We start from the raw sequence: 23,609 nt of genomic DNA, 5'->3' as shown, positions 1-23,609 counted from the left end.
TGTCTGCCCTTGCCGCACCTGGGTTTCCCATCGTCTGCTCCCTGGCGACAGTGCTGCTTACTACCGTCTTCACGCCGTCTTGTTTGACCCCTGCGCGCGCAAACGTAATTAATCGCTCAACCGGCCACGCAGCGCCGGAAAACATCAGGAACATCGAAGCCAAAGTGCGTCACATGCCTCATCACCGGCAATAACCGGGCGGTGCTGGGCAAGTGCAGCCGCGGCGCAGGGGATGGGGCGATGGATAAGGCTTCAGTCGTGAAGCGGGTGTCAGTGTTACTCACCAAAGTAAATGTCCTGCTATTTAGTGTGATCCTGTGCACATTAATAATGGTCGTGCCTACGGCCCACGCGCAGGATGCCTGTACCGCCAATGGCGCCTGTGTCTCGGCCGGTCCGCGCTTGGTATCGGTCGATTCCACCCAGAGCCCGGTGTTGAATCTGTTGTTCAGCACGCTGCTACCCGGCACCAGCGTCCAGCTCACCGCGTTGGACTGGAACAACCTGGCCGGCGCGGACATCAATCTCAATGCGCTGCTCACCCAGCTCAACGGCGGCGTGGTGGTCAGCGATCCCAGCCAGGTGTTGAACGCCAACATCACCCTGGCCCAGCTGCAGGCGGCGATGGTGTCGGTGCTGCAGGCCGACGGCAAGACGGCCGCGGCCAGCGCCCTGGGTCTGCTCAGTCCGTCCATCGGCGGACTGACCGGCAACATCCGCTTGGCCGATCTGCTGCAGGTCAGCCTGCCGCCGGGTTCGCTGGCCACGGTGAACCTGGACGTACTGGACCTGATCACCGGCGGGGTGCAGCTGTACAACTTCCGCAACGTAGTCACCACGCCCACGCCGATTACCCTGACCACTGCCCAGTTGGCGCCGTTGGGTCTGGGCGGGCTGGCCAACGTGCGCGTGTGGGCGCAGGTGGTCGAACCGCCGGTGTTCAACTGCGGCCCGGTGGGTACCAGCTTCCACAGCGCGGCGATCCGCCTCAAGCTGGATTTCGACATCGTGCAGGGCCTGAACGTGGCGCCGCTGATTTCGGCGGTGAACGGACTGAACGTGGGTGGCCTGGTATCGCTGTCGGGCACCAGCATCAATGCCTCGCTGGTACATCTGTCGGTCTACGCCGATGTGGCGCGCGCCGAAGGCACCATCAGCGCGGTCAGCCTGGCCAGCAACGCGGTCACCCTGCAGGCGCGGCCGGGCCTGGTGAACCTGTATGTCGGCACCATCAGCGACGCGGTGTTCTTCAACCGCAGCGCCGTGCTTACGCCGGCCAGCGTGACCCCGATCAACGCCACCACATTGAACGTCACCGTTGCGGTCAGCCTGTTGTCCACCACCGTGAAAGTGGCCGACGTGGATGTGCCGCTGACCGTGTCGGTGCGCGCCGTCGCCACGGGTACGCCCGGCCTGCAGTCGGTGGTGGTACCCGGTGCATTTCCACAGACACGCACACTTACCGCGGGCACCGTCAGTGCCAGCTCCATGGTGACCTCGTTGATCAATTCGTTGGATGTGACCATCACCAGTGGCGCCCCGGTGGTGCGTCTGGTCAATGCGCTGGTCAATCTGCCGCTGCCGGTGAACACCATCGTCAACGCGCTGGTATCCACCCTGCTGCCACCGCTGCGCACCGTGGTGAATGCACTGGTGGGACCGGTGCTGACGACGGTGCTGGGCGGGGTGGTCGACAACCTGCTGGCCTTGCTGGGCATCCGCATCGGCCAGGCCGTGTTCACCGTCGAAAGCATTTCGCAGAGCTGCGCGGCCACGGTGCAGCTGGTGAAGACGCTGGCGCCGACCACCGATACCGGTGTGTTCAACCTGAGCGTGGCACAGGGGGCCACGGTGCTGGCCAGCGTGGCCAACGTGGGTAACAACGGTGCCACCACGGCAGTGGTTACTACACCGGGCACGGTCTACACGCTGGCCGAAACCGCAGGCACCGCCACGGTCCTGGCGCGCTACGCCAGCAGTTGGGAGTGCAAGGACCAGGGCGGCACCACGCTCAGCAGCGGCACCGGCCAGAGCTTCAACTTCACCGCGCCGGCGCTGGCGGCGCAGCCGCTCACCGTGGTCTGCCGCATCACCAACCGCACGCGCCAGGCCGATCTGTCGATCAGCAAGAGCGATGGCAGTGCCACTTACACACCCGGTGGCAGCGCCAGCTATGTGCTGACGGTCAGCAACGCCGGCCCCGATGCGGTGACCGCCGCGCAGGTCAGCGACACGCTGCCGGCGGGCGCCACCTTGAGCGCGCCGTGGACCTGCAGTGCCTCGGCCGGCAGCACCTGCAGCGCCGCCAGTGGCGGTGCCGCCGGCGGCACCAGCGTCAGCCTGGGGGTGAACCTGATCAATGGGGGGCAGGCCACGATCACCGTGCCTGTCAGCTTCAGCGCCGATCCGGGCGCGTACTAGCCGTATCCACCCGGGCCGCTGCGCTGTGCGCGGCCTGGCAGCAACGACGCTTCATGTGACGCGCAGGTGGGGAACGCCAGAGCCTGCGCGGTGCTTTCGAGGATGACAGCATGCACACCGCCCGCGCCCGTCGCTTGAACTGCCTGCCCGGCCACGCCTGCCTGCGCGCGCGCGCGCTGCAACTGGGCACCGCGCTGCTGGCCACGCTGGCGATGGCGGGCGCGCAGGCGCAGGCGTACCGCAACCCGCTGGTGAATACCGCCACGGTGACCGCGCCGGCCGACGTGTCCGATCCCACCCCGGGCAACAACAGCAGCAGCGACAGCAATGCACTGGCCGCCAGCGCGCAGTTGAGCATCGTCAAGACCATCACCACGCCGGTGCCGGTCGCGGCCGGTGGGGCGGTGCAGTACCGCATTGAAGTGCGCAACACCGGCCCGTCGCAGGCGGTGGGCGCTACCCTTACCGATTCGGTGCCTTCGCAGCTGAGCGGGGTCACCTGGACCTGCGCGACGGTGTCGGCGGCCACGTCCTGTTCGGCGGCTTCGGGCACCGGCAGCCTGAACGTCGGCGTCAACGTGGGCGTGGGCGATGTGCTGGTGGTGCTGGTGAACGGCACCGCGCCCACCGTCACCCCGGCGACCATTTCCGCCAACGCGGCCACCATCACGCCGCCGCCGGGTACCACCGATCCGACCCCGGGCGACAACACCGCCACCACGCCCACCATCGCCGTGCAGGCGGCCGCCATCGTCGCCAACAACGATGACTACAGTGCCGCGCCATTCCCGCCCGGCGGCGGTGGCAGCACGCCGCGCGTGTTCGGCAACGACACCCTGGCCGGCGCGGCGTTCGCCGATGCCGCCGTGGTCGCCACGCTGACCAACGCGCCGTCCGGCTATGCCATCGCGGCCAACGGCATCATCAGCGTGCCGGCCACCGCCGCAGCCGGGCCGGTGAGCCTGACCTATCAGATCTGCGAAGCGGCTTCGCCCAGCAACTGCGCCAGCGCCACGGTCAGCCTGCTGGTCAGCCCCGATGCGCTGGATGACAGCGTGGCCGTGCAGGCCGGGCAGGCGGTGAACGGCAACGTTGCCAGCAACGACAATGTCTTTACCGGTTCCACCTTCGTGCAGACCGGTGCGGCACCCAGCCAGGGCAGCGTGGTGCTGCAGGCCAGCGGCGCGTTCACCTACACCGCCAACGCGGGCGCCACCGGCACCGATACCTTCGGCTACCAGGTGTGCCTGCCGGCACCCAACGCGGCCGTGTGTGACACCGCAACGGTCACCGTGAACCTGACCGCCAACACCATCGATGCGGTGAACGATGATTTCAGCGCCGTGCCGATCGCCGCGGCCAGCGGCGGCACCACCGCCAGCGTGCTGGGCAACGACACCTTCAATGGCGCCGCGGTGGTGCCGGCCAACCTGACCACCACGCTGATCACCGCACCGGCGGGGTATCTGATCAACGCCGCGGGTGCCGTCACGGTGCCGGCCAACGCCGTGGCCGGTCCGGTCACCCTGGGCTACCGCATCTGCCTGACCGCCGCGCCAACGCTGTGCGATACGGCCAGCGTGCAGCTGGTCATCGCCCCCGACGCGGTGGACGATGCGATCGCCACGCCAGGTGCGGGGCAGCCGGTGTCCGCCAACGTCGGCAGCAACGACAACACCCCGGCCGGCTCCACCTTCAGCCTCGGCACCGCGGCCAGCAAGGGCGTGGTGACCGTGAACAGCGACGGCAGTTATACCTACACGCCCAATGCCGGCGTCACCGGCAGCGACACGTTCGGTTACCAGGTCTGCCTGCCGGCGCCGAACGCTGCGGTGTGCGATACCGCGACCGTCACCGTCACCCTGGGCGCCAATGCGCTGGTGGCCAACGATGATCTGTTTGCCACCCCGGTGCCCGGGCTTGCCGGCGGCACCACGCCCAGCGTGCTGGGCAACGACACCCTCAATGGCGTGGTGGTCACCGCCGGGGCGGTTACCGCCACGCTGCAGGCGCCGGTGGCGGGCTTCAGCCTGGATGCCAACAGCGGCGTGATCACCGTGGCCGCAGGCACCACGCCGGGTGCCACGACGCTGACCTACCAGCTGTGCGAAGTGGCAGCCCCGGCCAACTGCGATGCCGCCAGCGTGCAGGTGCTGGTCGCGCCGACGGCCGTGGCCGACAGCCTGCCGGTGCAGTCGGGCCAGGCCGTGACCGGCTCGGTGGCCAGCAATGACAGCACCGGTACCGGTGCTGAATTCAGCGTGCTGGTCGCCCCCACCCAGGGCACGCTGGTGCTGGCCGCCGATGGCGGCTTCACCTACACCTCGGCCGCCGGCAGCAGTGGCACGGACAGCGCCAGCTACCAGGTCTGCCTGCCCGCACCGAACAGTGCGGTGTGCTCGACGGCGACGGCCACCTTTGTCATCACCGCCAACACGGTCGATGCGGTGGACGATGCCTTCGGCACGCCGGCCATCTCGCCGGTGACCGGCGGCAGCACGCCCAGCGTGCTGGGCAACGATCTGTTCAACGGCGCGGCGGTGACCGCCGCGCAGGTGAGCGTGAGCCTGGTGAACGCACCGCCGCCGGGCTACACCTTCACCAGCGCCGGGGTGATCAACGTGCCGGCCGGCGCCGCCGCCGGCGCGCAGACCCTGACCTATGAACTGTGCGAGGCCGGTACCGCCAACTGCGACACCGCCCAGGTCGCGCTGGTGGTGGCGCCTGCTGCCACCGACGACAGCTACAGCACCTCGGCCGGGCAGCCCCTGGTGGGCGATGTCAGCCTGAACGACAACGCGCCCGCAACGGCGACCTACAGCCTGGTCACGCCGCCGGCCGCGGGCACCTTCACCCTGCAGGGCAACGGCAGCTTCAGCTATGCACCGGCCGCGGCCGGGCCGCAGACCGCGCAGTACCAGGTCTGCCTGCCGGCGCCCGATACGGCCGTCTGTGCCACCGGCACGGTTACGATCACGGTGGTGGCCAATACCGTTGACGCGGTGGATGACAACTTCCGCAGCCCCGTGTTCGCGCCCGGTGCCGGCGGCACCACGCCCACGGTGTTTGCCAACGACAGCTTCAACGGCGCGCCGGTGAATCCGCTGCAGGTCACGGCCAATCTGGTGGCCGCGCCCACCGGTTTCAGCATCGATGCCAACGGCATCATCACCGTGGCCAGCTACGCGCCGGCCGGTGCCACCACGCTCACCTATTCGCTGTGCGAGCAGGGCGGCAGCACCTGCGATACCGCCGCCGTGCAGGTGCTGATTGCGCCCGATGCCGTCGATGACAGCGGCAGCGTGACCGGCACCCAGCCGGGTACCTTCAATCTTGCCGCCAACGACAACGTGCCTGCCGGTGCCACCTATACCGTGGTTACCCCGCCCACCCTGGGCAGCGCGGTGCTGTCGACCAGCGGCAGCCTGCAGTACACCGCCAACGCGGGCGCCAGCGGTACCGACACCCTGACCTACCAGGTGTGCCTGCCGGCACCGGACGGCGCCGTCTGCGATACCGCCCAGGTGGCGCTGACCCTGGCCGCCGCTGCACTGGTGGCGGTGAACGATGATTTCAGCGCCAGCGCGGTCCCGCCCAGCGGTGGCAGTACCGCCAGCGTGCTGCTCAACGACACCTTCAATGGTGCGGCCATCGTGCCGGGGACCACGCCTGTCACCGCCACCCTGACCACCCTGGTGTCCGGCTACAGCATGGCCGCCGATGGTGTCATCAGCGTCGCGGCCGGCACCCTGCCGGGCTCGGTCGCGCTGGGCTACCAGGTCTGCGAGACCGCCGCGCCGACCAACTGCGCCACGGCCACCGCGGTGGTGGTGATGAGCCCGGATGCGGTGAACGATGCACTGCCAGCCGCGGCCGGTGCGACCACTGTATTGAATGTCCTGGCCAACGACGTGGCACCGGCCACGCCGGTGGTGACCATCAGCGTGGCGCCGGTGAACGGCAGCGCCGTGGTCAATGCCGATGGCAGCATCAGCTACACCCCCACCGGCAGTTTCAGCGGGCCGGATTCCTTCACTTACCAGCTGTGCCTGCCGGCACCGCATGGCAGCGTGTGTGACAGCGCCACGGTGGCGGTGACGGTCAGCACCACCTCGCTGGTCGCGGTGAATGACAGCTTCCTGGCCACGCCCATCGATCCAGCGGCCGGCGGCAGCACCACCAGCGTGCTGCTCAACGACACCTTCAGCGGCAGTGCGATCGTGCCGGGCACCACGCCGGTCACCGCATCGCTGGTCACGCCGGTGACCGGCTACAGCCTGTCGGCCGACGGTGTGGTGAGCGTGGCCGCGGGCACGCGCCCGGCCGCGACCACGCTCAGCTACCAGGTGTGCGAGAACGCGGTGCCGACCAACTGCGCCGCCGCCACCGCGCTGGTGGCGGTCAGCCCCGAAGCGGTGGCTGACAGCCTGCCGGCCACCGCTGGCACCACCACGGTGTTGAACGTGCTGGCCAACGATGCCGCGCCGCTGAACCCGGTGGTCACCGTCAGTGCTGGCCCGAGCCAGGGCACGGCCGTGGCCAATGGCGATGGCACCATCATCTACACGCCGACCGCCGGCTTCACCGGCACCGATACCTTCACCTACCAGCTGTGCCTGCCCGCGCCGGGCGGCGCGGTCTGCGATTCGGCCACGGTGACGGTGACGGTCAGTGCCACCTCGCTGGTGGCCAGCAACGATGACTTCAGCGGCACGCCCATCGCACCCGCCACCGGTGGCAGCACCAGCAGCGTGCTGTTGAACGACACCTTCAGCGGCGCGCCCATCGTGCCGGGCACCACGCCAGTTACCGCCACGCTGATTGCCGCGCCGGCCGGTTACACGATCTCGGCCAGCGGCGTGATCACCGTTGCTGCGGGAACCACGCCGGCCGCGGCGACCCTGAACTACCAGGTCTGCGAAAACGCGGTGCCGGGCAACTGTGCCGCGGCCACCGCGCTGGTGGCGGTCAGCCCGGACGCCGTGGCCGATGCACTGCCGGCGGCCGCCGGTGCCACCACCGTGCTGAACGTGCTGGCCAACGATGCCGCGCCGCTGAACCCGCTGGTGACCGTATCGGTGGCGGCGGGCAACGGCACCACCCTCGTCAATGGCGATGGCACGATCAGCTACACGCCCACCGCCGGTTTCACCGGCACCGATACCTTCAGCTACCAGGTCTGCCTGCCGGCACCCGCGGCGGCGGTCTGCGATACCGCGGCGGTCACCGTCACCGTGGCGGCCACGACGCTGACCGCGGCCAACGATGATTTCAGCAGCAGCCCGATCGCTCCTGCGGCAGGCGGCAGCACCACCAGCGTGTTGTTGAACGACACGTTCAATGGGGTGGCCATCGTGCCGGGCACCACGGCGGTAACCGCTTCTCTGCTGACCACGGTGCCGGGCTACAGCATGGCAGCCGACGGCGTGATCACCGTGGCCGCAGGAACGCTGCCGGCGGCAACGACGCTGAACTACCAGGTCTGCGAAAACGCGGTGCCGGGCAACTGCGCGTCGGCCTCGGCCGTGGTCGCGGTCAGCCCGGTGGCGGTGGCCGACACCCTGCCGGCCACCGCCGGTACCACGACCGTGCTGAACGTGCTGGCCAACGACACCGCACCGCAGAACCCGGTGGTGACCGTGTCGGTGGCGCCGACCAACGGCACCACCACGGTGAATGCCGACGGCAGCATCAGCTACACGCCGACGGCCGGCTACACCGGTGCCGACAGCTTCACCTACCAGCTGTGCCTGCCCGCGCCGGCGGCAACGGTCTGCGCCACTGCAACCGTATCGCTTACGGTCAGCAACACGTCGCTGGTGGCGGCCAACGATGACTTCACCGCGGCGCCGATCGCGCCGGCCACCGGCGGCAGCACCACCAGCGTGCTGCTCAACGATACGTTCAATGGCGTGCCCATCGTGCCGGGCACCACCGCTGTGACGGCGTCGCTGCTGGCGCCGCCCAACGGCTACAGCATGTCGGCCAACGGGGTGATCAGCGTTGCGGCGGGCACCACGCCGGCGGCAACCACGCTGAACTACCAGGTCTGCGAGAACGCGGCGCCGACCAACTGTGCGGCAGCCACCGTCGTGGTCGCGGTCAGCCCGGAGGCGGTGTCCGACGCGCTGCCCGCTGCCGCTGGCGCCACCACCGTACTGAACGTGCTGGCCAACGATCGCGCACCGGCCAACCCGACGGTGACGGTGTCGGTCGCACCGACCAATGGCAGCACCACGGTGAATGCCGACGGCAGCATCAGCTACACCCCGACGGCGGGCTTCACCGGCACCGACAGCTTCACCTACCAGGTCTGCCTGCCGGCCCCCGGCGCCACGGTCTGCGATTCGGCGACGGTGACGGTCACCGTCAGCAACACCACGCTCAGCGCCTTGGGCGATGACTTCACTGCGGCGCCGATCGCCCCGGCGGCCGGTGGCAGCACCGCCAGCGTGCTGCTGAACGACACCTTCAATGGCGCGGCCATCGTGCCGGGCACCACGCCGGTCAGCGCATCGCTGGTGACGCCGGTGAACGGCTACAGCATGAACCCGGCCGGCGTGATCACGGTGGCGCCGGGTACCACGCCTGCCGCGGTGACGTTGAACTACCAGGTCTGCGAAAACGCGGTGCCGACCAACTGTGCCGGTGCCTCGGCCATCGTGGCGGTCAGCCCGGAGGCGGTGGCGGACACCCTGACCGCAACGGCGGGGACCACCACCTTGCTCAACGTGCTGGCCAACGACATCGCACCGCTGAACCCGGTGGTGACCGTGTCGGCGGCACCGGCCAACGGGACTGCCACGGTCAATCCAGATGGCAGCATCAACTACACCCCAACACCCGGCTTCACCGGCGCGGACAGCTTCACCTACCAGTTGTGCTTGCCGGCGCCGGGCAGTGCGGTCTGCGACAGCGCCACGGTCAGCCTGACCGTGGGTGCCAATGGCATCAGCGCGCTCGCCGACGACTTCAGCGGCACGCCCATCGCACCCGCCACCGGCGGCAGCACCGCCAGCGTGCTGTTGAACGACACGTTCAATGGTGCGGCCATCGTGCCTGGGACCACACCCGTCAGCGCCTCGCTGGTGACGCCGGTGGCCGGCTACAGCATGAGCGCAACGGGCGTCGTCACCGTTGCGGCGGGCACCACGCCCGCGGCGGTCACGCTGAACTACCAGGTCTGCGAAACCGCCGTGCCCACCAACTGCGCGCAGGCAACGGCGCTGGTGGCGGTCAGCCCGGACGCGGTGGCCGACACCCTGCTGGCCGCCGCCGGTACCAGCACCATCCTGAACGTGTTGGCCAACGACACGGCGCCATTGAACCCGGTGCTGACGGTGACGGCTGCGCCTGCCAACGGTCTTGCCACCGTGCTGGCGGACGGCACGATTCGCTACTCGCCCTCGGAAGGCTTTACCGGCAGCGACAGCTTCACCTACCGGCTGTGCCTGCCGGCGCCTGCAGCGGGCGTCTGCGATTCCGCTACGGTCAGCGTCACCGTTGCTGCTACCACCTTGGTCGCCAACGCCGATGACTTCACCGCTGCGCCGATCGCACCGGCCAGCGGCGGTACCACGGCCAGCGTGCTGCTCAACGACACCTTCAACGGCGCTGCGATCGTGCCGGGCACCACGCCGGTCACCGCAACCCTGGTCAGTCCGCCCGCGGGCTACAGCATGGCTGCCAACGGGCAGATCACGGTGGCACCGGGCACGCCGCCGGCTGCGGCAACGCTGACCTACCAGGTCTGCGAGAACGCGGTGCCAACCAACTGCGCGCAGTCCACCGCCGTGGTCGCGGTCAGTCCTGCTGCGGCCAACGACACCCTGACGGCAACGGCCGGCACCACCACGGTGCTCAATGTCACCGCCAACGACACCCTGCCATCGAACCCGACGCTGACCGTGCTGGTGGCGCCGGGCAATGGTGCCGCGGTCGTCAACGCCGACAACACCATCAGCTACACGCCCACGGGGGGCTTCACCGGCAGCGACAGCTTCACCTACCGGGTCTGCCTGCCGGCGCCTGCGGCGGGGGTGTGCTCAACGGCCACCGTCACCGTGAACGTGGGCACGACCAGTGTGAGCGCGCTGAGCGATGACTTCAGCGCGACGCCCATCGTGCCGGCCGCCGGCGGCACCACCACCAGCGTGCTGTTGAACGACAGCTTCAATGGTGCGCCCATCGTACCGGGCACCACGCCGGTAACCGCCACGCTGATCACGTCGCCCACCGGCTACAGCATGAGCCCGAGCGGCGTCATCACCGTCGCTGCGGGGCTGACCCCGGTCGCCACCACGCTGAACTACCAGGTCTGCGAGAACACAGTGCCGACCAACTGCGCGCAGGCCACCGCACTGGTGGCGGTGCGCCCGAACGCGGCCGATGACACGCTGTCGGCCGGCACCGGCACCACCATGCTGAACGTTGCTGCCAACGACACGCTGCCGTTGAACCCGGTGTTCACGGTGAGTGTCGCGCCGTTGAACGGCACCGCCGTGGTGAACGGTGACAACACCATCAGCTACACCCCGAACCCGGGCTTTACCGGCACCGATACCTTCACCTACCAGGTCTGCCTGCCGGCACCGAACCTCAATGTCTGCGACACCGGGTCGGTCAGCGTGACCGTGAGCGCCACGACTCTGCAGGCAGTGAGCGACAACTTCAGCGGCACGCCCACCCTGCCTGGCGCGGGTGGGTCCACACCGTCGGTGTTGGGCAATGACCTGATCAATGGTGTGCCGGTGCAGCCGGTGCAGGTCACGGTGTCCCTGATCGCACCGCCCGCCGGCATCAGCATCGACGCCAACGGCATCATCAGCATTGCCGGCAGTGCCGCGGCCGGTGAGCTCAGCCTGACCTACCAGATCTGTGAGGCAACCAACACGGGCAACTGCGCGCAGGCCACGGCACTGGTGCTGGTGCGGCCGGATGCGGTGAACGATGTGGCCACCACACCGGCCGGGCAGGCGCTGAGCGGCAGCGTGGCTGGCAATGACAACGCCGGCGGCGGTTCGGTGTTCTCGCTGGTGACCGCACCGGCGCAGGGCACCGTGGTGCTCAACGCGAATGGCAGCTACACCTACACTCCCAACACGGGCTTCAGCGGCAGCGATTCGTTCATCTACCAGCTGTGCCTGCCCGCGCCATATGCCGGCGTGTGCGATTCCGCCTCGCTGTCGATCACCGTTACCGCGGCGGGCGGAGCCTTGGTCGCGGTCGATGATGCGATTGCCGATGTACCGGCCACCGGCGCCACCGCGGTACTGAACGTGCTGGTGAACGACACGTTCAACGGCGCCGCGCTGGACCCGACCACGGTGCAGCTGACCCCCACCAACACCACCGCCATCACCATCCAGGCCAATGGCAGCGTGGACGTGGCCGCCGGTGTGGCCGGTGCCACCTACACCACCACCTACCAGATCTGCCTGGTCAGCCAGCCCAGCGTCTGCGACATCGGTACGGTGACGGTGACCCTGGCCAACCCGCCGGCGGGCAGCCCCGTGCAGCCGGCCGACGATACCGCCACGACGCCGCAGGACAGCCCGGTGGTGGTGGCGGTGCTGGCCAACGACCTGGTCGCCGGCAGCCCGGTGGTGCCGGCGTCGGTGGCGGTGACCATCAGCACCGCGCCCACCTCGGGCACGGCCGAAGTACTGGCCGACGGCAGCGTGCGCTACACGCCGGCGGCCACGTTCAGCGGCAGCGACACCTTCGCCTACACCGTCTGCACGCAGGCCGCGCCGGTGCAGTGCGGCACCGCCAGCGTGACCGTGCAGGTACAGGCCAACGCGGTTGAAGTGGTGGATGAGACCGTGACCACGCCCGATGGTGAACCGGTCACGATCTCGCTGCTGGACAACATCAGCACCAGCGGCGCGCCGATCAACCCGCGTTCGCTGCGCGTGCTGGCCGCGCCGCGCTACGGCCGCCTGGGCTGCACCGACGGCGTCTGCATCTACACCGCCTTCGTCGGCTACAGCGGCCAGGATGCCTTCACCTACAACATCTGCGACGTCTCCATTCCCACCCCGGTCTGCGCCGATGGCCGGGTGAACATCACTGTGACCGCCAGCGGTGCTGTGCTGCGCCTGACCAAGCAGGCAGCGCAGCGCACGGTGAAGGTGGGCGAGCTGGTGCGCTACGTGGTGACCGTGGAAAACCTGGGCGAAGTGGATGCGCTGGGGGTGAACGTGGTCGATACGCTGCCGGCCGGTTTCACCTTCGTGCAGGAGGGCTTCGAGGCCCGCGACCTGGACAATGCCGCGTTCGTGAGCGCGCGTTCACCGCTGCGGGTGGAACGGGTGGATATCGCCGCCGGCGGCCGCGCCACCCTGGTGTACTACCTGCGCGTGGGCGCCGGCGTGGGCCAGGGCATCCACACCAACCGGGTGACCGCGGTGGATGCGGTCAACGCCAGCATCGGCAACGTGGCATCTGCCGATGTAGAGGTGGTGGGCGATCCGTTGCTGGACGAGAGCCTGATCCTGGGCAGCGTGTTCGAAGACCGCAACGGCAACGGCATCCAGGATGACGGTGAGCGCGGCATTCCCGGCGTGCGCGTGGCATCGGTGGAAGGCCTGGTGATGGAAACCGATGCGTTCGGCCGCTACCACCTGGTCGGCATCAACGGCGGCCAGGCACGCGGGCGCAACTTCATCCTGAAGGTGGACCCGACCACGCTGCCGGCCGACGCGCGCTTCACCACGCGCAATCCGCTGCTGCGGCGGATCACCCCGGGGCTGCCGGTGCGCTTCGACTTCGGCATGCAGCTGCCCGATGCGCGGTTCGACAGCGGTCGTCCGGCCCTGCGGCTGGAGTTCGGTCCCGCACTGTTCGTACCGGGCCGCGCCGAACTGGCACCTGGCAACGAGGCGGTACTGGTACAGGCGGCCAGCGCGTTGCAGGCGCGCCAGGGCGGGGTACTGCAGGTGCGCGCCGAGGCGGGCCAGGAAGCGTTGGCGGCAGACCGCGGCCGCGTGCTGCAGCAGGCCGTGCTGGCGCGGTTGCCAGACGGGTGGGCCGACCGGGTGCAGGTGCAGGTACTGCCTGCACCGGCCACCGTTGACCGCGCGGACCGCTAAGGAGAGCGCCATGATCAAGACAACCGCACTCATCACCCTGGCCACCGCGCTGCTGCTGCCTTCGGCCTGGGCGCAGACCGCAGCGCCCGCGCCGGCACCGGAAGTGCCGCAGACCCTGTGCGGTGCCGAAGGCTGCCGCCGCGGCAACGACCTGCTGTTGCAGGTGCATGGCGATCCGACCCCGCAGACCGTGCCGACGCCCGCCGACGCGCGCGCGGCCGCACCGGGTGGGCAGTTCGTGACCGAGCTGCCTGACGGCGCGGTGGTGTGGGCGACCGAAGATCCGTCGCTGTCGGCCCCGGTGCTGAACGTGCAGACCGGTTCCATGGCGCCGTTCGAGAACGGGCGCCTGACCAAGCCGCTGCGCTTCCATGGCTACAACAACTACGCCTCGTTCATCGAACGCATCGAGATCACCCTGTATCGCGGTTCCGATACCGATCTGGTCACGCCGCTGGCGCGCATTCCCATGCCGGTGGACTACGTGGGCAACACCGAATGGGATGGGCAGCTGCCGGGTGGGCTGAACCTGCGCGAAGGCGACGAACTGCAGTACATCGCCCGCGCCTACGGCCACGATGGCGCGTTCGACGAAACCAGCGCGCAGCGCTTCCAGCTGGTGCTGCCCACCGACTACGAACGCGGCACCCAGCAGGTGCGCGACAACGTGCAGAAGACCCTGGGCAAGGTGCTGAACGGCGAGGAGGCGCGCGACCAGCAGCTGACCAATGACATCTACGGACAGAACGCGCTGCGCCAGCAGAACATCGCCATCTACGGCTCGCGCGTGCGCATCTACGGCCGCGGCCTGGCACCCAACGCGCGCGTGCTGATCAACGGGCAGAGCTTCCCGGTGGATCTGGAGCAGAAGTTCGCCGCCGAATTCCTGGAGCCGATCGGCCAGCACCGCTACCAGGTGGAAGTGGAAGCGCAGGACGCGCCGCCCCTGCAGCGCACGCTGGACGTGGAGGTGACCGGCAGCTACCGCTTCCTGGTGGCGCTGGCCGATGTGACCCTGTCGAAGAACACCGCCAGTGGCAACCTGGATCCGCTGGTGGCCGACCAGGACCGCGACGACAGCTTCCTCAGCGAAGGCCGCCTGGCGTTCTACCTGAAGAGCAAGCTGCGCGGGAAGTACCTGGTGACCGCGCAGGCCGACACCTACGACCGCGAGTTGAAGCGTCTGTTCAGCGGCTTCCTGGATGCCGATGCGCGCGATGTGTTCCGTCGCCTGGACCCGGACCAGTACTACCCGGTGTACGGCGATGATTCGACCACGTACCGGGACGTTGATACCCAGGGCAAGCTGTACGTGCGCGTGGACTGGGACCAGAACCAGGCGCTGTGGGGCAACTTCGCCACCGGATTCACCGGCACCGAATACGGCCAGTACGTGCGCTCGCTGTATGGCGCGGCGCTGAGCTGGCGATCACGCGCGACCACCCCGCTGGGCGATCCGCGTTCCTACCTGAAAGCATTCGGCTCGGAGGCACAGTCGGCGCTGGGCCACAGCGAGTTCCTGGGCACCGGCGGCAGCCTGTACTACCTGCGCCACACCGATCTGCTGCCGGGCTCGGAACAGGTGGTGCTGGAAGTGCGCGACCGCACCACCGGCCGTACCGAAGTGCGCAGCACCCTGCAGCGCGGCGTGGATTACGAAGTGAACGAGATCCAGGGCCGCATCCTGCTGACCCGCGCGCTTTCGCAGATCACCCGCGAAAACGTGCGCACGCTCACCCGCGACACGCCGTTGGACGGCTACGACCAGGTGCTGCTGGTCGATTACGAGTACGTGCCGGTGGGCTTCAGCACCGACGATGTCAGCGCCGGCTTGCGTGGCAAGCAATGGTTCGGTGACCACGTGGCGGTGGGCGGCACCTACGTGGACGAAAACCGCAGCGGCGACGACTACAGCCTGATGGGCGCCGACCTGACCCTGCAGGCCGGGCGCGGTACCTACCTGAAGCTGGAACAGACCCGCAGCGAAGCCACCGCCGCGCCGATCTTCTATTCGGACAACGGCGGCCTGAGCTTCATCCAGCGCAACCCGGTGAACGCGGCGCGCAAGGGCGATGCACGGGCCGTGGAAGCACGGGCCAACCTGCGCGAGCTGGGCTGGACCACGCAGGACTGGAGCTTCGGCGCCTGGTGGCGCGACGTCGATGCCGGCTTCTCCGTATCGCGCATGGATACCGGGGTGGCACTGGAAGAGTACGGCGCCGAATTCCTCGGCTACTTCACCGACAACCTGAGCCTGTATGGCCGCCAGAGCCGCGCCGAACGCGGCGACGTGGCGCTGGAACAGTCGCAGCTGACGTTGGACTGGCGGCTGGGCAACAACGGCCAGCTGGGGGCGGAGCTGCGCCGGGTGCGCGAAGAGAATGCAGGCGTGGACGTGGATGGCACCCTGGCCGCATTGAGCTACCGGCAGCGCTTCGGCGCAAAATGGGAGCTGTACGGCACCGGCCAGCTGACCGTGGATGATGACGGCGGCGCTTACGAAGACAACAACCTGTTGACCCTGGGCACGCGCTATCTGTTCGGTGATCGTTCCAGTGTGGGCGCCGAAGTGAGCAGCGGCAGCCGCGGCGACGGTGCCAAGCTGGAAGCCGAGTACTGGATGACGCCCGAGCACAGCTTCTACGGCAACTACAGCTACAGCACCGACCGCACCACCACCGACCCGCTGTACGACACCGGTCTGCAGTCGGGCTGGACGCTGGGCCAGCGTTGGCGCCTGAGCAACCAGGTGAATGTGTTCAACGAAAGCCAGTACCTGAAGGACCGGCGCGAGGACACCGCGGGCCTGGTCAACACCTTCGGCATGGATTTCTACCCGGCGCAGGGCTGGAACCTGGGCTTCAGCGTGATGGATGGCAAGCTGGACGCCACCACCGGCCGCGTCGATCGCCGCGCCTACAGCGTCAGCGGTGGCCGCACCGACGCCAACACGCAGTGGACCAGCAAGCTGGAGTACCGCCGCGACCAGGGCGCCGAACAGCGCGAGCAGTGGGTGACCACCAACCGCCTGCTGTACAAGATCAACGAGGACTGGCGCATCGCGCTGCGCGCCAACTACGCCGATACGCAGGACAGGATCAATGCACTGGCCGATGCCAAGCTGGTGGAATCCAACCTGGGCTTCGCCTGGCGCCCGCATGACAACACGCGCTGGGCCGCGTTCGGCAAGTACACCTATCTGTACGACGTGGCGTCGCTGGGCCAGGAAGGCGGCAACGTGTACGACCAGAAGTCGCAGATCATCTCGCTGGAGGGCGTGCGGCAGATCCGCGAGCGCTGGGAAGTGGCGGCAAAGCTGGCCGCGCGCTGGGGCGACTACCGCACCGGCCGCGGCGAAGGCCCCTGGCTGGACAGCCGGGTGAACTTCTCTGCGCTGCAGTTGCGCTACCGGCTGTGGTCGCAGTGGGAAGGCCTGGCCGAGTACCGCTGGCTGGATGTGCGCGACGGCGGTGACAAGAAGGGCTGGCTGCTGGGCGTGGACCGGCAGGTCGGGCAGAACTTCAAGATCGGTGCCGGCTATAACTTCACCGAGTTCAGCGACGACCTGACCGAGCTGCGCTACGAGAGCAAGGGCTTCTTCCTGAACCTGTCCGGCTATTACTGAGCGCTCTGGCCGCGGCCTGGGTTGCCGGGCTTGGCCCGGCACTATCGGGCTGGGGCCGCCTGGGGCTGAATGACCGACAACATTGCCGGACTGAATGGGGCGGGTTGGTGGGATTTTGCGGCCCAAAAGCACAATTCATCCACCGGTTTGTGCGTAAGTTATTGTTTTGGAATGGTTTGATGCGTTCTGGGGCGTGCTCGCCATTGTCATCAATTCGCGATAGGGTAGGGATGTTGAACGGCCCATTGTTTCGCCTGCGGAACACTGGAACTTCCTACCGCTTTAGCAGTCCAAAACCCGGACTGCTAAGATGAGCCCTATGAGCCAGAACACCTCTACTGCCCTTGTGGCAAACAATCTCCCGATTCCCAGTGCGCTCGGTTCGCTGGACGCCTACATCGGTGCCGTGCACCAGATTCCGGTGCTGTCGGTCGATGACGAACAGGACCTGGCCCGTCGTTTCCGCGACGGTGACGATCTGGACGCTGCGCGCGAGCTGGTGCACTCGCACCTGCGCTTCGTGGTGCACGTGGCCCGCGGTTACAACGGCTACGGCCTTGCGCTGGGCGACCTGATCCAGGAAGGCAACATCGGCCTGATGAAGGCGGTCAAGCGCTTCGACCCGGATATGGGCGTGCGCCTGGTGTCCTTCGCCGTGCATTGGATCCGTGCCGAAATGCACGAGTTCATCCTGAAGAACTGGCGCATCGTGAAGGTCGCCACCACCAAGGCGCAGCGCAAGCTGTTCTTCAACCTGCGCAAGTCGAAGACGCGCCTGGGCTGGATGAACGCGGCCGAAGTGAGCGCGGTGGCCAAGGACCTGAACGTGTCCGAGCGCGAAGTAATGGAAATGGAATCGCGCCTGTCCGGTCGCGATATCGGTTTCGATGCGCCCAGCGATGAGGACAACGAACACGCCCCGCCGTCGCCGGCCGCGTTCCTGGTTGCCAACGACGAAGACCCGTCGATGGCCTACGAGCGTGCCGACAGCGAAGACAACCAGCTGCAGCTGCTGCGCGAAGGCCTGGCCGAGCTGGATGCCCGCTCGCGCGACATCATCCGCCGCCGCTGGCTGGACGCCGACAGCAAGGTGACGCTGCAGGAACTGGCCGATGAGTACGGCGTTTCCGCCGAGCGCATCCGCCAGGTCGAAGCGAACGCGCTGAAGAAGATGAAGGCGCTGTTCAACGCGTAACGCGGAGCAGCGTTGCAAACAGGAAAGGCCCGGCATTGCCGGGCCTTTTTTGTTTGGTGGGGCTCATCCACGCATGGCGTGGATCTACTCGGGATCCGCGCCATGTGCGATCAACCCCCGGTAGAGCCACGCCACGCGTGGCTGCTTTGAAACCATGACCAGACGCTTTCAGCTATCGAACTGACGAGCCGCTTCTGCTGAGATATGCGAAACAGCTTGGGAGGCATGTAGTGATCGTAGGGGCGCAGGAGATGCGTGCGAAAAGCCCACTGCTGCAGGCGGTGTACGGCGCAGTGGTCAGTCTGCATGGTCATGGTTTCATAGACACGCCTCGTCTCAGCCTCTACGAAGCGCTGTGTCTTGAGCCTGTTGCCAATTGCCGCAGCGCGCAGGCCACGATGCGGCAGGGCCCCATGGCGCGCTCTGATTGATCTCAACCGGCGTGGCAATGATCCTTCGAATGAGCAAAGGCCCGGCGTTGCCGGGTCTTTGCGTGTCTGCAGGGATCATCCACGCATGGCGTGGATCTACTGTAGAGCCACGCCACGCGTGGCTGCACCCGGCATCACCCCTCGCGTGCGATCGCGCGCCAGCCGATGTCGGTGCGGTGGAACTCGTTGGCCCAGCTCACCTTGGCCACGCCGGCATAGGCATTGGCCTGCGCGTCGCGCACGCTGTCGCCCAGCGCGGCCACGCACAGCACGCGGCCACCGGCGCTCAGCACCTGGCCCTGCGCGTCCAGCGCGGTGCCGGCATGGAACACCTTGGCGCTGGCCGGCACATCGGCCAGGCCGGAAATCACATCACCGGTGATCGGCGATTCCGGGTACGGCCTGGCGGCCAGCACCACGCCCAGCGACGGGCGCGGGTCCCACTGTGCCTCCACCTGGTCCAGGCGACCGTCAATGGCCGCTTCCAGCAGGTCCACCAGGTCCGACTGCAGGCGCAGCATCACCGGCTGGGTTTCCGGGTCGCCGAAGCGCACGTTGAACTCGATCACCTTCGGTGCGCCGCTGGCATCGATCATCAGCCCGGCATACAGGAAGCCGGTGAACGGAATGCCGTCGGCAATCATGCCCTGCACGGTCGGGTTCACCACCTCGCGCATCACCCGCGCATGCACTTCGGCGGTGACCACCGGTGCCGGCGAATAGGCGCCCATGCCGCCGGTGTTCGGGCCGGTATCGCCGTCGCCCACGCGCTTGTGGTCCTGCGAGGTGGCCATCGGCAGCGCATGCACGCCATCGACCATGGAAATGAAGCTGGCTTCCTCGCCATCAAGGAATTCTTCGATCACCACGCGCGCACCGGCGTCGCCGAAGGCATTGCCCGACAGCATGTCGCGCACGGCGTCTTCGGCCTCGGCCAGGGTCATCGCCACGATCACGCCCTTGCCGGCGGCCAGGCCGTCGGCCTTGACCACGATCGGGGCGCCCTTGTCGCGGATGTAGGCCAGCGCCGCGTCAACTTCGGTGTGCACGGCGTAGAACGCGGTGGGGATGTTGTGGCGGGCCAGGAAGTCCTTGGCGTAGGCCTTGCTGCCTTCCAGCTGCGCGGCGGCAGCGGTCGGCCCGAAGATGCGCAGGCCGGCGGCGCGGAAGCGGTCGACGACGCCGGCCACCAGCGGTACTTCCGGGCCCACCACGGTCAGCGCCACGCCTTCGCTCTGGGCCAGCGCCAGCAGGCCGTCGATGTCGGTCACCTTCACCGCCACGTTGCGGCACTTGTCCTCGGTAGCGGTGCCGGCATTGCCGGGCGCCACGAGCACTTCACTGACCTGGGGAGATTGGGCCAGCTTCCATGCCAGGGCGTGTTCGCGGCCGCCAGAGCCGATGACGAGGATTTTCATTGAGGGGAGATCCTGGGGGCAGAAGTGAAAGGGAACGGGGGAATCAATCAGCTGGTTTTCTTGGTGGAAGCCAGGCGTCTTGCCTCAGCCGTCAGGTCCGCAAGATCAAGCTCGGCTTCGCGCTCGGACGCGATCATTGCGGAAGCGCGTCGTGCAGCGTCAAATTCGGCGTATGTCGATGCAGGTAGTTCTTGGAAACGACGACATCCGACTTGCGAGGCTTGTCGCCTGTCCAGTTGGTCAGGCCCATGTGAGGGGCGTTGGCGTCGGCACGTTCCACGATCAATTGGGCGGCAGTGCGGCCGGTGACAGCGTAGACCAGCTTGTTCTGGATGGTGGCAAAGAACGTTTTGGCGGTGGCTGCGCTACCGTCGTAGTCGCTGCTGCTGGCTTTGAACAGATCGCGCAGGGTCTGGTAGAAGCGCTTTTCCGAACTGCGGATATCGCGGATGCGACTCAGCAGTTCCTTGAAGTAATCCGCGCGCTCGGCATCCTTCAGCCGGGCATCGTTGAGCAGGAAGCCCTTGGTCAGGTACTCGGCGAGTGACGCGCCGGCCCAACGCCGGAACTGGCGGCCGCGCGGGGAGCGAACCCGAAATCCGACCGCCAGAATCAACTCGAGGCGATAGGCCTTGACCGTGCGCCGGACCTCGCGAGCACCCTCCTGGCGAACCTGTAAGTAATCCTTACAGGTTGCGTCCTCCTCAATCTCACCATCGTCATAGATGGCGCGCACATGCTGGGTGATGTTCTGGGGCGTCGTGTCGAACAGCTCGGCCATCTCGCCCTGGGTCATCCACACCGTCCCTTCCGCAGCGCGCAGATGCACCTCCGTCCGGCCATCGTCGGTACGGTAGAGGATCAGTTCGCCGAGGGGGCTGGTCATGGCCGGTCGCTGTGCCTCACTCGCAGCCCTCGCGCAGCAGCGCGGCGGGGAAGGAATAGGTCCACGTCTTCGGGTCCAAGGTGAAGCGGTGCTGCTGGCGCACGGCAGTGCCACCGCAGGTGCTGCCGGTTTCTTCCACCAGCAGCGGCCAGACGCGCGCGCTGCGGTCGCTGTCGTCGAAGCGCTGGCTGAAGTCGATGTTGAACACCTTGCTGCGGCAGTCTTCGGCCGCGTCGGCGTCGTCGCAATCGTAGGCGGCGCCATTGTCGATATGGCTGCGCATGCTGCCGGTGTCGACCAGGCCCTTCGGGCCAGGCAGCACCAGCGATTGCGAGATCAGCGAATAGCCCTGGCCGAACCAGCCGTCTTGCACGCGGAAGCCGTAGAAATCGCTGCCGGCGCGCACGATCTGCACCGTGCCGGGCTGGCCGCTGCTGCCGTAGGTGCCACCGGTCAGCTCGGCGGCCACGTCGAAGCCGCTGGCGGTGGGCCGCAGCACGTAGAAGTCGATGGTGCCCGGTTCCGGGTGGCCGGCTTCGACCAGCGCGCCGCAGACGGCCAGCAGCTGCTGCCAGCTGTCGCCGCTCACCACCGGCTGCTCGGCGCAGACCTGCCAGCTGACCGGGCGCGTTTCGCCGTCCTGGGTCCAGCTGCCGCGCCAGTCACCCGACAGTGCGGCGCCCTGGCCGTGACGCTGGGCCAGGAAGGCCTGCAGACGGGCAGTGCGGCTGAGCGGGGAAGCCGGTTCGGCGGCCGCCGTCGTGGCGGCCGGCGCTGCAGGGGCCGTGGCCGGCGCAGGATCGGCGGCCGGCGTGCAGCCGGCCAGCAGGACCGTGCCGGCCAAAGCGAGCACGGTGAGCGGTTTCAAAGAGACTGCAGACATCCGTGTCGCTCCCTGTATCAGTGGCGGAAGTGGCGAACGCCGGTGAACACCATGGCCAGGCCATGTTCGTCGGCGGCGGCGATCACTTCCGCATCGCGCATCGAACCACCCGGCTGGATCACCGCCTTGATGCCGGCAGCGGCCGCAGCATCGATACCGTCGCGGAACGGGAAGAACGCGTCGGATGCCATCACCGAACCTTCGACCACCAGGTTGGCGTCGGCGGCCTTGATGCCGGCGATGCGTGCCGAGTACACGCGGCTCATCTGCCCGGCGCCCACGCCAATGGTGCGGTTGTCCTTGGCGTAGACGATCGCGTTGGACTTCACGAACTTGGCCACCTTCCAGGCGAACAGCAGATCGGTGAACTGCTTGTCGGTCGGCGCCAGCTTGCTGACCACCTTCAGTTCGTCGCGGGTCATGCCGCGGTTGTCCGACGACTGCAGCAGCAGGCCCGAGCCCACGCGCTTGCTGTCGAAGTTGTTCAGGCCATCACCGTGCGGAATGCGCAGCACGCGCACGTTGGCTTTCTTCTGCGCGTATTCCAGCGCGGCCGGCTCGTAGTCGGGGGCGATCAGCACTTCCACGAACTGGCGGTCCAGGATCACCTTGGCGGTGGCGGCGTCCAGCGGCTTGTTGAAGGCGATGATGCCGCCGAAGGCGCTGGTCGGGTCGGTGGCGTAGGCCAGTTCATAGGCATCGCCGTTGCCGGCACCCACGGCCACGCCGCACGGGTTGGCGTGCTTGACGATCACGCAGGCCGGCGCGTCGAACTGGCGCACGCATTCCCACGCCGCATCGGCATCGGCCAGGTTGTTGTAACTCAGTTCCTTGCCCTGCAGCTGCTGGAAGGTGGCCAGGGTGCCCGGCACCGGGTACAGGTCGCGGTAGAACGCGCCGCTCTGGTGCGGGTTTTCGCCGTAGCGCAGGTCCATCACCTTCACGAAGGTGGAATTCATCTGCGCCGGGTATTCGGCACGCACCGGCACGGCGGCGTCGGTGGCGGTGACCGCCGACAGGTAGTTGCTGATGGCCGCATCGTACTGGGCCACGCGGTTGAACGCGGCCACCGAAAACGCGAAGCGGGTGGCGGCGCTCAGCTGGCCGTCGTTGGCTTCAAGCGAGGCCAGCAGTTCGGCGTACTGCGACGGGTCGGTGGCCACCGCCACGCGGGCGAAGTTCTTGGCCGCCGAGCGCAGCATGGCCGGGCCGCCGATATCGATGTTTTCCACCGCGTCGGCCAGGCTGCAGTCGGCCTTGGCGGTGACCGCTTCGAACGGGTACAGGTTCAGCACCAGCAGGTCGATGGCGCCGATGCCGTGCTCGGCCATCACCGCATCGTCCAGGCCCGAACGGCCCAGCAGGCCGCCATGCACCATCGGGTGCAGGGTCTTGACCCGGCCGTCCATCATTTCCGGGAAGCCGGTGACATCGGCCACGTCCTTCACGGCCAGGCCGGCATCGCGGATGGCCTTGGCGGTACCGCCGGTGGACAGCAGCTCCACGCCGCGTGCGGCCAGTGCAGTGGCCAGCTCGACCAGGCCGGTCTTGTCGGAAACGGAAAGGAGGGCCCGGCGGACGGGCAACAGATCAGCAGTCATGGGGACAGGGCAATCGGCAGCGGAGCGGGGCCGATATTGTAGTTCGTGGGGGCCGG

At 67.8% G+C, this 23,609-nt stretch carries 8 protein-coding genes; 4 read left to right on the top strand and 4 right to left on the bottom strand.

Translation table 11 applies throughout. The features are described 5' to 3' along the window. Window positions 1-336: 336 nt before the first annotated feature. The 4 genes from C1932_RS17740 (at window position 337) to rpoH (ending at window position 18,334) form a co-directional block, all read left to right on the top strand. Window positions 337-2,421, top strand: coding sequence for a DUF11 domain-containing protein (locus C1932_RS17740; RefSeq protein WP_199911978.1), 2,085 nt, complete (start codon window positions 337-339; stop codon window positions 2,419-2,421). Window positions 2,422-2,531: 110 nt separating this feature from the next. After that, complete coding sequence (locus tag C1932_RS17735) at window positions 2,532-13,514, top strand: Ig-like domain-containing protein (protein ID WP_108763053.1); 10,983 nt, start codon at window positions 2,532-2,534, stop codon at window positions 13,512-13,514. Window positions 13,515-13,524: 10 nt separating this feature from the next. Beyond that, the gene (locus C1932_RS17730) at window positions 13,525-17,139 is read left to right on the top strand and encodes a hypothetical protein (protein ID WP_108763052.1); all 3,615 of its coding nucleotides are present in this window, start codon (window positions 13,525-13,527) and stop codon (window positions 17,137-17,139) included. A gap of 319 nt (window positions 17,140-17,458) precedes the next feature. Next, on the top strand, window positions 17,459-18,334 hold the full coding sequence (rpoH, locus tag C1932_RS17725; RefSeq protein ID WP_108751041.1) for an RNA polymerase sigma factor RpoH: 876 nt from the start codon (window positions 17,459-17,461) through the stop codon (window positions 18,332-18,334). A gap of 565 nt (window positions 18,335-18,899) precedes the next feature. On the opposite strand, the gene purD is transcribed toward rpoH, so the two are convergent. The 4 genes from purD to purH all read right to left on the bottom strand — a co-directional run bounded on the left by purD (window position 18,900) and on the right by purH (window position 23,553). After that, window positions 18,900-20,183: a phosphoribosylamine--glycine ligase gene (gene purD, locus C1932_RS17715; RefSeq protein WP_108763051.1), complete on the bottom strand. Its 1,284-nt coding sequence runs from the start codon at window positions 20,181-20,183 to the stop codon at window positions 18,900-18,902. Between the two features lie 133 nt (window positions 20,184-20,316). After that, entirely contained in the window at window positions 20,317-21,069 is a 753-nt protein-coding gene (gene rhuM, locus C1932_RS17710) for a RhuM family protein (RefSeq protein ID WP_234412188.1), read from the bottom strand. Between the two features lie 16 nt (window positions 21,070-21,085). Beyond that, window positions 21,086-21,952 carry a hypothetical protein gene (locus tag C1932_RS17705; RefSeq protein ID WP_108763050.1) on the bottom strand — a complete coding sequence of 289 codons (867 nt, stop codon included), beginning with the start codon at window positions 21,950-21,952 and terminating at the stop codon, window positions 21,086-21,088. A gap of 17 nt (window positions 21,953-21,969) precedes the next feature. Beyond that, window positions 21,970-23,553: a bifunctional phosphoribosylaminoimidazolecarboxamide formyltransferase/IMP cyclohydrolase gene (gene purH / locus C1932_RS17700; RefSeq protein ID WP_108763049.1), complete on the bottom strand. Its 1,584-nt coding sequence runs from the start codon at window positions 23,551-23,553 to the stop codon at window positions 21,970-21,972. Between the last annotated feature and the right edge of the window lie 56 nt (window positions 23,554-23,609).

The organism is Stenotrophomonas sp. YAU14D1_LEIMI4_1, from assembly GCF_003086815.1.
Taxonomy (GTDB): domain Bacteria; phylum Pseudomonadota; class Gammaproteobacteria; order Xanthomonadales; family Xanthomonadaceae; genus Stenotrophomonas.
The sequence above is the reverse complement of the archived record's forward strand: the minus strand, read 5'-3'. Positions and strand labels throughout refer to the sequence as shown.

Excerpts from the sequence above, each read along its gene's own strand:
- C1932_RS17735 (WP_108763053.1), top strand. The coding sequence starts at position 2,532 with ATGCACACCGCCCGCGCCCGTCGCTTGAACTGCCTGCCCGGCCACGCC.
- C1932_RS17730 (WP_108763052.1), top strand. The coding sequence starts at position 13,525 with ATGATCAAGACAACCGCACTCATCACCCTGGCCACCGCGCTGCTGCTG.
- rpoH (WP_108751041.1), top strand. The coding sequence starts at position 17,459 with ATGAGCCAGAACACCTCTACTGCCCTTGTGGCAAACAATCTCCCGATT.
- purD (WP_108763051.1), bottom strand. The coding sequence starts at position 20,183 with ATGAAAATCCTCGTCATCGGCTCTGGCGGCCGCGAACACGCCCTGGCA.
- rhuM (WP_234412188.1), bottom strand. The coding sequence starts at position 21,069 with ATGACCAGCCCCCTCGGCGAACTGATCCTCTACCGTACCGACGATGGC.
- C1932_RS17705 (WP_108763050.1), bottom strand. The coding sequence starts at position 21,952 with ATGTCTGCAGTCTCTTTGAAACCGCTCACCGTGCTCGCTTTGGCCGGC.
- purH (WP_108763049.1), bottom strand. The coding sequence starts at position 23,553 with ATGACTGCTGATCTGTTGCCCGTCCGCCGGGCCCTCCTTTCCGTTTCC.